This window comes from Bacteroides sp. CACC 737, assembly GCF_013874375.1.
GTDB lineage: Bacteria > Bacteroidota > Bacteroidia > Bacteroidales > Bacteroidaceae > Bacteroides > Bacteroides uniformis.
In genome coordinates this window covers 2,973,409-2,986,578 of record NZ_CP059408.1, presented here as the reverse complement: position 1 = coordinate 2,986,578, position 13,170 = coordinate 2,973,409, and the positions used below count along the sequence as shown (strand labels likewise).

10 protein-coding genes and 2 tRNA genes are annotated in these 13,170 nt (G+C 48.5%); 10 read left to right on the top strand and 2 right to left on the bottom strand.

The window, feature by feature from the left end; translation table 11 throughout:
• Positions 1 to 43 precede the first annotated feature (43 nt).
• Positions 44 to 1,138, bottom strand: a complete 1,095-nt coding sequence (gene trpS, locus H1A11_RS12830) for a tryptophan--tRNA ligase (RefSeq protein WP_016274446.1) — start codon at positions 1,136 to 1,138, stop codon at positions 44 to 46.
• Positions 1,139 to 1,212: 74 nt separating this feature from the next.
• Positions 1,213 to 1,857, bottom strand: a complete 645-nt coding sequence (locus tag H1A11_RS12825) for an HU family DNA-binding protein (protein WP_120138120.1) — start codon at positions 1,855 to 1,857, stop codon at positions 1,213 to 1,215.
• Positions 1,858 to 2,498: 641 nt separating this feature from the next.
• Here H1A11_RS12825 and carB point away from each other — a divergent pair.
• The 10 genes from carB to rpsI all read left to right on the top strand — a co-directional run bounded on the left by carB (position 2,499) and on the right by rpsI (position 13,116).
• Positions 2,499 to 5,726: a carbamoyl-phosphate synthase (glutamine-hydrolyzing) large subunit gene (gene carB, locus H1A11_RS12820; protein WP_005833447.1), complete on the top strand. Its 3,228-nt coding sequence runs from the start codon at positions 2,499 to 2,501 to the stop codon at positions 5,724 to 5,726.
• A gap of 128 nt (positions 5,727 to 5,854) precedes the next feature.
• The gene (locus tag H1A11_RS12815; RefSeq protein ID WP_009037825.1) at positions 5,855 to 6,415 is read left to right on the top strand and encodes a sugar O-acetyltransferase; all 561 of its coding nucleotides are present in this window, start codon (positions 5,855 to 5,857) and stop codon (positions 6,413 to 6,415) included.
• A gap of 130 nt (positions 6,416 to 6,545) precedes the next feature.
• Positions 6,546 to 6,620 (top strand) — tRNA-Val (locus H1A11_RS12810).
• A 31-nt stretch (positions 6,621 to 6,651) separates the two neighbouring features.
• Positions 6,652 to 6,726 (top strand) — tRNA-Val (locus H1A11_RS12805).
• A 157-nt stretch (positions 6,727 to 6,883) separates the two neighbouring features.
• Positions 6,884 to 8,230, top strand: a complete 1,347-nt coding sequence (gene purB / locus H1A11_RS12800; RefSeq protein WP_005829591.1) for an adenylosuccinate lyase — start codon at positions 6,884 to 6,886, stop codon at positions 8,228 to 8,230.
• A gap of 136 nt (positions 8,231 to 8,366) precedes the next feature.
• Complete coding sequence (locus H1A11_RS12795; RefSeq protein WP_174647265.1) at positions 8,367 to 9,851, top strand: pseudouridine synthase; 1,485 nt, start codon at positions 8,367 to 8,369, stop codon at positions 9,849 to 9,851.
• 27 nt (positions 9,852 to 9,878) lie between these two features.
• A complete protein-coding gene (asnS, locus tag H1A11_RS12790) occupies positions 9,879 to 11,282 on the top strand; it encodes an asparagine--tRNA ligase (RefSeq protein WP_174647264.1) in 1,404 nt (467 codons plus the stop codon).
• A 151-nt stretch (positions 11,283 to 11,433) separates the two neighbouring features.
• Positions 11,434 to 11,925, top strand: coding sequence for a DUF4488 domain-containing protein (locus tag H1A11_RS12785; protein WP_035450126.1), 492 nt, complete (start codon positions 11,434 to 11,436; stop codon positions 11,923 to 11,925).
• Positions 11,926 to 12,261: 336 nt separating this feature from the next.
• On the top strand, positions 12,262 to 12,723 hold the full coding sequence (rplM, locus tag H1A11_RS12780; protein ID WP_117600785.1) for a 50S ribosomal protein L13: 462 nt from the start codon (positions 12,262 to 12,264) through the stop codon (positions 12,721 to 12,723).
• Positions 12,724 to 12,729: 6 nt separating this feature from the next.
• On the top strand, positions 12,730 to 13,116 hold the full coding sequence (gene rpsI, locus H1A11_RS12775; RefSeq protein WP_005829603.1) for a 30S ribosomal protein S9: 387 nt from the start codon (positions 12,730 to 12,732) through the stop codon (positions 13,114 to 13,116).
• Positions 13,117 to 13,170: the final 54 nt, after the last annotated feature.

Here is a 13,170-nt window from a genome sequence, read left to right as displayed (position 1 = left end):
CGTGACGCATGCCCCTTTTCTTATTAACTTATGTGCTCTTCCCTTATTCCCCTCCGAATTTCTTTATTTGCTCTGCAATCAGTTCCGCATCATCAAAGTAGTTTATTTTCATTGCCTTGCGTACATCATCCAAAGTTGCGGCGGCAGTTTCTCTGGCAGTTTCGCAACCTTTCTTCAGCATGTCGTAGATGGCAGGGATGTCTTTTTCAAACTCCTTGCGGCGGTTGCGGATAGGCTCCAGTGTCTCCTGCATAATTTCGTTGAGGAACTTCTTCACTTTCATATCGCCCAGACCGCCACGTTGGTAGTGGGCTTTCAGTTCGTCCAGATTCGGATATTCGGGCAGATAAAGGCCGAAGTGTTCCGGACGGCAGAAAGCATCCAGGTAAGTGAATACGGTGTTGCCTTCCAATTTTCCGGGGTCTTGCACACGCAGGTGGTCGGGGTCGGTATACATGCTCTTCACTTTCTTCTGCACTTCGTCGGCAGAGTCCGAAAGATAGATACAGTTGCCGAGGCTCTTGCTCATCTTGGCTTTGCCGTCCGTTCCCGGCAGGCGCAGGCAGGCTGCATTGTCGGGCAACAGGATTTCCGGTTCCACAAGGGTTTCACCATATATATAGTTGAAACGGCGTACGATTTCACGAGCTTGTTCAATCATCGGTTCCTGGTCTTCGCCCACGGGCACGGTGGTGGCGCGGAAAGCGGTGATGTCCGCTGCCTGGCTGATGGGGTAGGTGAAGAAGCCTACGGGGATGCTTGTCTCGAAATTACGCATCTGGATTTCGGTCTTTACCGTCGGGTTGCGTTGCAGGCGGCTCACGGTCACCAGGTCCATATAGTAGAAGGTCAGTTCGCAGAGTTCCGGTATCTGGGATTGGATGAAGATAGTACTCTTCGTCGGGTCCAGTCCGCAAGCCAGGTAGTCCAATGCCACCTCGATGACGTTCTGGCGCACCTTTTCCGGGTTCTCCATATTGTCCGTCAGCGCTTGTGCGTCGGCGATGAAGATGAAAATCTTGTCGTATAAGCCGGAGTTTTGCAGTTCCACTCTTCTTCTCAATGAGCCTACATAGTGTCCTATGTGCAGGCGTCCTGTGGGGCGGTCGCCCGTAAGGATGATTTTTTCTTTTGCCATATTATGTATTTTTTAGTTTCTTCATTGTATAAAAGCCATTAGGACCGGCAAAGATACCTATAATTATCGAAACCTCAAGGGATGGCGCTTTCTTTCCTTTTCACGTATACCTTATGGCTTCCGATGCCGCTTGTATCGATTCCGCTGCCGGGAGTATGTGCCCATTTGCGCAGTTCCACGGTGGCGGTGGAGCGGACGAGTCCGGTCAGTTGCCGGTAGATGCTGACAGTAAGGAAGGCATGCTTGTCCAGATACTGATGCGCCAGAGCCAGACGTTGTTCGGGAGTGTATTTCTTCGATGAGCGTGCGGGTTTCCAGGAGGCACGTTCCAGTTCGCACCAATGGTTGGTTTCTCTAATCAAGGCCTTGTCTGTGCGGAAGTTCACGCCACTTACGTAGATGCTCCGCGCGTTTCGCTTCGTGGTGCTTTCTTGGGGCTGTTCGCGTTCCTTGTCGGGGTAGATGGACAGTGCGGGGGTGAATACGCCCAATCCTTCTATCTTCACCGAGCGTCCCATTCCCATTTCGTGGGCCAGGGCTTCGCCCAGCTCGCAGATAATTCCTTCGGTTACGCCTTTCGAGAATCCCGAGGTCATGGCGATGTATTCCGCCAGTTCGCGCGTGCCGGTCTGTCCGGTCATCACCATCTTGGGGTAGGTGATTGGTTCGCCCGTGCCTTGCAAGTCGGGCATTTCTTTCATTTGGTAGCGTGTGGTCATTGTTGCGTTCTCCTTTCTTTTCTTTCCTTCGTTGCAAAGTCCTTTTCCCTGCGGAGCAAAGTTCTTTTGGTGGCGGAGAAATCTTAGAATAAAGCCTTTATTCCAAGGAATAGAAATTTTATTTTTAAGAATAAAGGCTTTGTTTGTAGAAACAGAATCCTTGTTCTATTTTTGTATAGGCACAAAGGTAAGTTTCCGTGGCGAGAAAAGCAAGTTTTGGTGGGGAGAATCTTCATATTTATCCGCAAATGCCTTTACTGAGATATAGTCTTTCTTTTTTATATGGAATCGCATTTTACGGAAAAAGATTTCGGTTGTGGGCGGCGGTTGCTCTTCTATTATGGGAGATGACGTTTCTTTTATGCAAAAAAACATGCCACAATTTGCTCTTTTCGTAAATAAGTCGTTACTTTGCACAAATTTTAAAGAGACTATGCAATCGCAGGAAATGAGAAGCAAATATAACCTCCGTTCGAATGAATTTCATTCGGGAGCCGTCAGTTTCTCTTTTTTCGAGAAAGATATTTTTAGTTCTTTGGTAATGCGTTAATCCTTTATTGGGTGACGCATTTTTTTTGTGAAATAGCTGCAACTCGTAGTGCGTAGCTTGTAACTCGTAACTTAATAGACAACAAGAGAATATGGAAAAGAATTTAAAGAAAGTGCTTGTCTTGGGTTCTGGTGCGCTCAAGATTGGTCAGGCCGGAGAGTTTGACTATTCCGGTTCGCAGGCGCTGAAGGCGTTGCGCGAAGAAGGTATCGGTTCTGTTTTGGTAAACCCGAACATTGCTACTATCCAGACATCGGAAGGTATCGCCGATCAAGTTTATTTCTTGCCGGTGACTCCCTATTTTGTGGAAGAAATCATCAAGAAAGAACGTCCCGACGGCATTTTGCTGGCATTCGGCGGACAGACGGCGCTGAACTGCGGTACGGAACTCTATCAGAACGGAATTCTTCAGAAATATGGCGTGCGCGTGCTGGGTACTTCCGTTGAGGCGATTATGTACACCGAAGACCGTGACCTCTTTGTGAAGAAGCTGGACGAGATTCCGATGAAGACTCCGAAGAGCCACGCTGTGGAGAGCATGGAGGACGCACTGAAGGCAGCCCGCGAGATTGGCTACCCCGTGATGGTGCGCTCGGCTTATGCTCTGGGCGGACTGGGAAGCGGTATTTGTCCGGACGAGGAAGCCTTCATTAAATTGGCCGAAAGCTCTTTCACTTTCTCCAAGCAGATTCTGGTAGAAGAGTCTCTGAAGGGTTGGAAGGAAATTGAATTCGAGGTAATCCGCGATGCCAACGACCACTGCTTCACGGTGGCAAGCATGGAAAACTTCGACCCGCTGGGTATTCATACGGGTGAGTCCATCGTAGTGGCTCCCACTTGCTCATTGACCGACGAGCAGGTGAAAATGTTGCAGGAGCTCTCCACCAAATGTATCCGCCACCTGGGCATCGTGGGCGAATGTAACATCCAGTATGCCTTCAATGCCGAGACAAACGACTATCGTGTCATCGAGGTGAACGCCCGTCTGTCCCGTTCTTCCGCATTGGCTTCCAAAGCTACCGGTTATCCGCTGGCATTTGTGGCTGCCAAGATTGCGTTGGGCTATACGCTCGACCAAATCGGCGAAATGGGAACTCCCAACTCGGCATACGCAGCTCCGCAGCTTGACTACCTGATTTGCAAGATTCCGCGTTGGGACTTGACGAAGTTCGTAGGTGTCAGCCGCGAAATCGGCTCCAGCATGAAGTCGGTAGGCGAAATCATGTCTATCGGACGTTCCTTTGAAGAAATTATCCAGAAGGGCTTGCGTATGATTGGTCAGGGAATGCACGGATTTGTGGGCAATGAGGGAGTGGAGTTCGATGACTTGGATTACGAACTGTCACATCCCACAGACCTGCGCGTCTTTGCCATTGCCGAGGCTCTGGAAAAGGGATATGCCATCGACCGCATCTTTGAGCTGACCAAGATTGACCCCTGGTTCTTGGGCAAGCTGAAGAACATCGTAGACTACAAGCAGAAACTTTCCCAGTATAATAAGGTGGAAGACATCCCCGCCGACGTGCTGCGCGAAGCCAAAGTGCTTGGCTTCTCCGACTTCCAGATTGCCCGCTTCGTGCTGAATCCGCAAGGCAATATGGAGAAGGAAAACCTTGCCGTACGCGCCCGTCGTAAGGAGCTGGGCATCCTGCCCGCCGTGAAGCGCATCAATACGGTGGCTTCCGAACATCCGGAACTGACGAACTACCTCTACATGACGTATGCCGTTCAGGGTTATGATGTGAACTATTATAAGAATGAAAAATCAGTGGTTGTGCTTGGTTCGGGCGCTTACCGCATCGGTTCGTCTGTAGAGTTCGACTGGTGTTCGGTGAATGCCATCCAGACTGCCCGCAAGCTGGGCTACAAGTCCATCATGATTAACTATAACCCCGAAACCGTTTCTACGGACTACGACATGTGCGACCGTCTCTACTTCGACGAGCTCTCCTTTGAACGTGTGCTCGACGTTATCGACCTGGAGCAGCCGCGCGGTGTCATCGTGTCCGTGGGTGGACAGATTCCTAACAACCTGGCTATGAAGCTTCACCGCCAGTCAGTTCCCGTGTTGGGTACTTCCCCCATCTCCATCGACCGTGCCGAAAACCGTAACAAGTTCTCTGCCATGCTCGACCAGCTGGGCATCGACCAACCGGCTTGGCAGGAACTCACCAGCCTGGAAGATGTGAAAGGCTTTGTAGAGAAGGTGGGCTATCCGGTACTGGTGCGTCCGTCTTACGTACTCTCCGGTGCTGCGATGAACGTATGCTACGATGAAGAAGAACTGGAAAACTTCTTGAAGATGGCTGCTGAGGTATCTAAGGAATATCCGGTGGTGGTATCCCAGTTCTTGCAGAACACTAAGGAGATTGAGTTCGACGCTGTTGCCCAAAACGGTGAAGTGGTGGAATACGCCATCTCCGAGCACGTAGAGTTTGCCGGTGTACACTCCGGTGACGCTACGCTGGTATTCCCGGCACAGAAGATTTACTTTGCAACGGCACGCCGCATCAAGAAAATCAGCCGCCAGATTGCGAAGGAACTCAATATTTCCGGTCCTTTCAATATTCAGTTCCTGGCACGCAACAACGAGGTGAAGGTTATCGAGTGTAACCTCCGTGCATCGCGCAGCTTCCCGTTCGTATCCAAGGTGCTGAAGCGTAACTTCATCGAGACTGCTACCCGCATCATGCTGGACGCTCCCTATACACAACCGGACAAGTCGGCATTCGACATCGACCGTATCGGTGTGAAGGCAAGCCAGTTCTCCTTCTCCCGTCTGCACAAGGCAGACCCGGTATTGGGTGTGGACATGTCGTCTACGGGCGAGGTAGGCTGTATTGGCGACGACTTCTCCGAAGCATTGCTGAATGCCATGATTGCTACCGGATTCAGAATCCCCCGTCCCGAGAAGGGCGTGATGTTCTCCTCCGGAGCCATGAAGTCCAAGGTGGATTTGCTGGATGCCAGCCGCATGCTCTTTGCCAAAGGCTATAAGATTTATGCTACGGCAGGTACAGCCGCTTTCCTCAACGCCCATGGCGTGACGACGGAAGCCGTTTACTGGCCGGATGAACGCCCGGATGCGGAAAACAACGTGATGACGATGATTGCCGACCATGCCTTCGACCTGATTGTCAACATTCCGAAGAACCATACGAAACGCGAGCTGACCAATGGCTACAAGATTCGTCGCGGTGCCATCGACCACAACATTCCGTTGATTACCAATGCCCGCCTGGCAAGTGCCTTTATCGAGGCATTCTGCGAAATGAAGCTGGAAGATATCCAGATTAAGAGCTGGCAGGAGTACAAATAAATTGTTTGCTCTATAAACGATTGCAGGAGCGGAAAGCCGAAAGGTTTTCCGCTCTTTTGGTATACTGCGTTTATTTCCGTATTTTTGTTCGGGACTGAGTCTCTGTATGAATCAAAAGAAGAAATAATATGAATGAAGTGGAAAAAATGCGTAGCTCCCAGTTGGCGGATATGTCCGTTCCGGAGATACAGGTGAAGTTCAAGCATGCCAAGCGCTTGCTGGCAAAAATGCGTGTGATGAGTACTTACGATGAGGATTACCGGAGCTTGCTGGAGGAGCTGGTACCGGGCATTCCCGCCACGTCCGTCATCTGTCCACCGTTCCATTGCGACCATGGGGATGGTATCCGGCTGGGTGAACATGTCTTTGTCAATGCCAATTGCACTTTCCTGGACGGGGGATATATCACGATTGGTGCCCATACGTTGGTCGGTCCATGCGTACAGATATACACTCCCCATCATCCGATGGATTATATCGAGCGTCGTACGGAAAAGGAATATGCCTATCCGGTGACGATAGGAGAGGATTGCTGGATTGGCGGCGGTGCCATTTTGTGTCCAGGCGTCACCATCGGCGACCGTTGTATCATCGGTGCGGGTAGTGTGGTGACGAAAGATATTCCATCCGATAGCATAGCCGTTGGCAATCCGGCAAAGGTTATCCGGAAAAATGAGGCAAAAAAGTGAACGTACTAAATGCTTGAGAAACAGAGCGTGTCGCTAAATGACTAAAAAAATATCGAAAAATATTATGCAAAAGTTTTGGTAATGTCAAAATAAGCTGTACCTTTGCATCGCTTTTGAAACGGAAGTGTACGGGCGTTTAGCTCAGCTGGTTCAGAGCATCTGCCTTACAAGCAGAGGGTCGGCGGTTCGAATCCGTCAACGCCCACACAAAATCCAAGCACTTTCGTTCATCAAAAGGGCGTTTAGCTCAGCTGGTTCAGAGCATCTGCCTTACAAGCAGAGGGTCGGCGGTTCGAATCCGTCAACGCCCACTGGAAATTTTCATTCGAAGGTGGTCTTGCAAGTGATTGTAAGGCCATTTTTTTATCCGTTAACTTCCTTTTCTTAAAATCTTTATCCTTTATGTCTTGTTACTCAGAAAAAAGCAGTAATTTTGCAGTCCGATAATTATCATCATAAATACGACGTATGAAACTTGATTTACTTACCGCAATCTCTCCGATTGACGGTCGATACAGAGGCAAAACGGATGTTTTGGCTGCCTATTTTTCAGAATTTGCACTGATTAAATACCGTGTACAAGTTGAAATAGAATACTTTATCACGCTGTGTGAGCTGCCTTTGCCGCAACTGAAAGGGGTGGATAAGGGCGTTTTCGAAACCTTGAGAAACATTTACCGTAACTTCTCCGAAGCCGACGCGCAACGCATCAAGGATATTGAGAGCGTGACGAACCATGATGTGAAGGCTGTGGAGTATTTCTTGAAAGAAGAGTTTGACAAGTTGGGTGGTATGGACGACTATAAGGAGTTCATCCATTTTGGCCTGACTTCACAAGATATCAACAATACGTCTGTTCCTTTGTCTGTAAAGGAGGCGTTGGAGCAGGTGTACTATCCTCAAATAGAGGAACTGATAGCGCAGCTCCGTGCTTATGCGGAAGAGTGGGCCGCTATCCCCATGCTTGCCAAGACACACGGACAACCGGCTTCGCCTACCCGTTTGGGCAAGGAGGTAATGGTGTTTGTCTACCGTCTGGAACGCCAGTTGGCAACGCTGAAGGCTTGTCCGGTGACAGCAAAGTTCGGTGGCGCTACGGGTAATTACAATGCCCATCATGTGGCTTATCCGGAATATGACTGGAAGGCATTCGGCAATAAGTTCGTTTCCGAAAAGCTTGGCTTGGAACGCGAGGAGTATACTACCCAGATATCCAATTACGATAATCTGTCTGCCATCTTTGATGCCATGAAGCGCATCAATACGGTGATGATTGATATGAACCGTGACTTCTGGCAATATATCTCTATGGAATATTTCAAGCAGAAGATTAAAGCCGGTGAGGTGGGCTCCAGCGCGATGCCGCACAAGGTGAACCCGATTGACTTTGAAAATGCGGAAGGAAACCTGGGCATGGCGAATGCTATTCTTGAGCACTTGGCGGTAAAACTGCCGGTTTCCCGTTTGCAGCGTGACTTGACGGACTCTACCGTGCTCCGCAATGTGGGTATGCCGTTCGGGCATATCATTATTGCCATACAAAGTTCTTTGAAGGGTTTGCGTAAGTTGCTGTTGAACGAACCGGCCATCTACCGTGACCTGGACAATTGCTGGAGCGTGGTGGCCGAGGCTATCCAGACCATTCTGCGCCGCGAGGCCTATCCGCATCCTTATGAAGCGTTGAAAGCGTTGACCCGTACCAATCAGGCCATTACGGAAGCGTCTATCAAGGAATTTATAGAGGGACTGAATGTAAGTGAAGAGATAAAGAAAGAATTGCGGGTGATTACCCCCCATACTTATACGGGAATTTAAGCAACCACAGAAGTGTACCGGAGGAATTTCAACTTTTTACTCCGGCAATTGTTATAGAAACATATAAAATTCAAGGTATAATAGAGACAATGAATGGCCGTGAGGCCAAGGTTTAATTTTATTCGAATAAAAAACAATGAGTACAGAAAACGAAACTTGGCGTGATGCTTCTTCCGCAGAGGAGAACTCAGGTGCCGGCCGCGATGGTAACCAATTTAACAAGGAAGGTGGCTACAGCCGTCCGTCTTACAACCGTGATAATGGCGACCGTCCTTATCGCCCCAGATTTAACAGTGAAAACGGGGACCGCCCGCAGCGTCCTTATAACAGTGACCGCCCTTATCGCCCGCGCTTTAATCCTGGTGCGGACAATGGTGACCGTCCGCAGCGTCCTCGTTACAATAACGATAATGGCGACCGTCCCTATCGTCCGCGCTATAACAGCGAAGGCGGCGACCGTCCGCAACGCCCTTATGGAAACAATTCGGGTGACCGTCCTTACCGTCCGCGCTATAACAGCGAAGGTGGCGACCGTCCGCAACGCCCTTATAATAGTGACCGTCCGCAGCGCCCGCGTTATGGCAATGAGGGTGGTGACCGTCCGCAACGTCCTTATAACGGCGACCGCTCCTACAACAGCGACCGTTCTTATAATACAGACCGTCCCTATCGTCCGCGCTATAACAGTGAAGATGGCGACCGTCTGCAGCGTCCTCGCTACAATAATGAGGGTGGTGATCGTCCTTATCGTCCACGCTTCAATTCGGGTGGTGGAAGGCCTGGCGGATATGGTAACAGAGATAGCTATAGTCGTCCTGTCCGTCGTTCGGCCGATTATGACCCCAATGCTAAGTACAGCAAGAAGAAACAGATAGAGTATAAGGAGCAGTTTGTGGACCCGAACGAGCCTATCCGTCTGAACAAATTTCTGGCCAATGCCGGTGTTTGTTCCCGTCGCGAGGCTGATGAATTCATCACTGCCGGAGTTGTTTCTGTAAACGGAGAGGTCGTGACGGAATTGGGAACCAAGATTAAACGCGGTGATGAAGTGAAGTTCCACGACCAGACGGTCAGCATAGAACGTAAGATTTACGTCCTGCTGAACAAGCCGAAGGATACTGTGACTACTTCGGATGACCCCCAAGCACGTCGCACGGTGATGGATTTGGTGAAAGGCGCTTGCAACGAACGCATTTATCCGGTAGGTCGTCTGGACCGTAATACTACAGGTGTGTTGCTGCTGACAAATGATGGTGACCTGGCTTCCAAGCTGACGCATCCCAAGTATCTGAAGAAGAAGATATATCATGTGCATTTGGACAAGAACCTGACAAAAGCCGATATGGAGCAGATTGCAGCCGGCATTCAACTGGATGATGGGGAAATCCATGCAGATGCCATCAGCTATACGGATGACTTCAAGAAAGATGATGTCGGTATTGAAATCCACTCCGGCAAGAATCGTATCGTGCGTCGTATCTTCGAATCGCTGGGATACAAGGTGATGAAACTGGACCGTGTGTATTTTGCCGGTTTAACCAAGAAAGGCCTGCGCCGCGGCGAATGGCGTTACCTCACGGAACAAGAGGTGAACTTCCTGCGCATGGGTTCTTTTGAGTAATATATAATAAGGTATAATAACTGTTTTATGGAAAAGATTAGTAGAACAAAGATTGTTGACCTGCTGAAGCGTGAAGATTTTGGCGCTATGGTCAACGTGAAGGGCTGGGTTCGTACCCGCAGAGGTAGTAAGCAAGTAAACTTTATCGCGCTGAATGACGGTTCTACAATAAATAATGTGCAGATTGTAGTAGACTTGGGTAACTTCGATGAGGAGATGCTGAAAGAGATTACTACCGGTGCTTGTTTGAGCGTAAACGGTGTGCTGACAGAATCTGTCGGTTCCGGTCAGAAGGCCGAAGTGCAGGCCCGCGAAATCGAAGTGCTGGGAACTTGCGATAACACGTATCCGTTGCAGAAGAAAGGTCATTCCATGGAGTTCCTCCGTGAGATAGCCCATCTGCGTCCCCGTACCAATACGTTCGGGGCTGTGTTCCGTATTCGTCATAATATGGCGATTGCCATCCACAAGTTCTTTCATGACAGAGGGTTCTTCTATTTTCATACTCCGATCATCACGGCTTCCGACTGCGAAGGCGCAGGCCAGATGTTCCAGGTAACTACAAAGAATCTGTATGACTTGAAGAAGGACGAGAATGGTTCCATTATTTACGATGATGACTTCTTTGGAAAGCAGGCCAGCCTGACGGTTTCCGGACAGTTGGAAGGCGAACTTGCCGCTACTGCATTGGGAGCCATCTATACATTCGGTCCTACGTTCCGTGCCGAGAATTCCAATACTCCCCGCCACTTGGCAGAGTTCTGGATGATTGAGCCGGAAGTGGCGTTCAATGATATTGCGGACAATATGGACCTGGCGGAAGACTTCATCAAGTATTGTGTGCAGTGGGCTTTGGACAACTGTGCCGACGATGTGAAGTTCCTCAATGACATGTTTGATAAGGGATTGATTGAACGTCTGCAAGGTGTCTTGAAAGAAAACTTCGTGCGCCTGCCCTATACGGAAGGTATCAAGATACTGGAAGAGGCTGTTGCCAAAGGACATAAGTTTGAATTCCCGGTGTACTGGGGAGTTGACTTGGCTTCCGAACACGAGCGCTATCTGGTGGAAGACCACTTCAAGCGTCCGGTTATCCTGACTGACTATCCGAAGGAAATCAAAGCGTTCTATATGAAGCAGAACGAAGACGGCAAGACCGTGCGTGCCATGGATGTGCTCTTCCCGAAGATTGGGGAAATCATTGGCGGTTCCGAACGTGAATCGGATTACAACAAGCTGATGACGCGTATTGACGAACTTCACATTCCGATGAAGGATATGTGGTGGTATCTCGATACCCGCAAGTTCGGTACATGTCCCCACTCCGGATTTGGTTTGGGCTTTGAGCGTTTGTTGCTGTTCGTGACGGGCATGACGAATATTCGTGATGTTATACCGTTCCCACGTACGCCGCGTAACGCCGAGTTCTAGGTTTTGGAATATACAAACTGGATAAAATCATCCGCACAAACATTCTGTTGTTTGTGCGGTTTTTTTATATCTAAAAATGTTATAATCTCAAAATAAATCTTTATATTTGTGTCTAACGGAACGACATAACGTTAACCAACATCATACGAATATGAAACGGAACTATTTCTTTACCATGCTGGCAGCGGTGCTGCTTGCGGTAGCGGGAGCCAATGCGCAGGAGAGCGCAGAGTTTAGGCCTGCGGAACTGGCAGGAATTTGGCAGTTATGTCATTATGTGTCTGAAATCCCGGATGTTCCCGGGATATTGAAACCGAGTAACACCTTTAAAGTGCTGAGTGATGACGGCCGTATTGTCAATTTTACAATTATTCCAGGCAAAGATGCCATCATCACTGGATATGGGACTTATCAGCAGCTGACGGATAATTCCTATAAGGAAAGCATTGAGAAAAACATCCATTTGCCCATGTTGGACCATAAAGACAATATACTGGAGTTTGAAATAGGGGACGACGGGGTAATGTACCTGAAGTATTTTATAGCTAAGGACTTGAATGGTAATGAACTGAATACATGGTTCCATGAAACATGGAAGCGGGTGGGCATGCCTGCAAAATTCCCCGAAGACCTTGTCCGTTGATATTTCTTTCTCTTTCCCGTTTCTTTCTCATGCAGCTTTGAAAGCCTTCTATGACGGCATCGACCGATGAAGGCCGCATCATAAAGAGTTGTTCTGCGGAGATTCTTCCCTTTCTCCGCAGGATAACTTTGTCTGTTGTATATCAGCCAAGTGGCTCTCTAAAAAAAAGTGGAAAACTTTTGCCAGTTCTAAGAAAAACCGTACCTTTGCAAGCCGATTATTATCTCGAAAGGATAAGCATTTAATTCATAGCGAGTTAATCTTCCATTGTCCGGGATGACTGGCTTGCGGTGAAGAAAAACATTTTAGTAGTAACATTTTAAAAAACAATTAAGAGTGGATACTTTAAGTTACAAGACCATTTCTGCAAACAAAGCTACAGTGACTAAAGAATGGGTCATTGTTGACGCTACAGACCAGGTATTGGGCCGTCTGGGCGCAAAAGTTGCGAAACTGTTGAGAGGAAAGTATAAACCTAACTTTACCCCTCACGTAGATTGTGGCGATAATGTAATCATTATCAACGCCGACAAAGTAAAATTAACCGGTAACAAGTGGAATGACAAGGTATATCTGTCATATACAGGTTATCCCGGCGGCCAGAGAGAAATCACTCCTGCCCGTTTGCAGGCAAAACCGAACGGTGATGACAAGTTACTGAGAAAAGTAGTAAAGGGTATGTTGCCTAAGAACAAGTTGGGCGCAAAATTGCTGGGCAATATGTATGTATATGCCGGTAGCGAGCACAAACACGATGCTCAGAACCCGAAAATGATTGATATTAACATACTTAAATAAGAGATAATGGAAGTAGTAAATGCATTAGGCAGACGTAAAAGTGCAATTGCACGTATTTTCGTAAGCGAAGGTACCGGAAAGATTACTATTAATAAGAGAGACCTCGCAGAGTACTTTCCATCAAGCATTCTTCAGTATGTAGTTAAACAGCCGTTGAACAAGCTGGGTGTTGCTGAAAAGTACGATATCAAAGTGAACCTCTGCGGTGGTGGTTTCACTGGACAGTCTCAGGCTTTGCGTTTGGCAATTGCCCGCGCACTGGTGAAAATCAATGCTGAGGACAAGGCTGCTCTCCGTTCTGAAGGCTTCATGACTCGTGATCCTCGTTCTGTTGAACGTAAGAAACCGGGACAACCGAAAGCACGTCGTAGATTCCAGTTCAGTAAACGTTAAGAGTTGGAGAACGGTTGGGGCGGACAAGTTGCTTAATTCTCGACTTTCACCTCT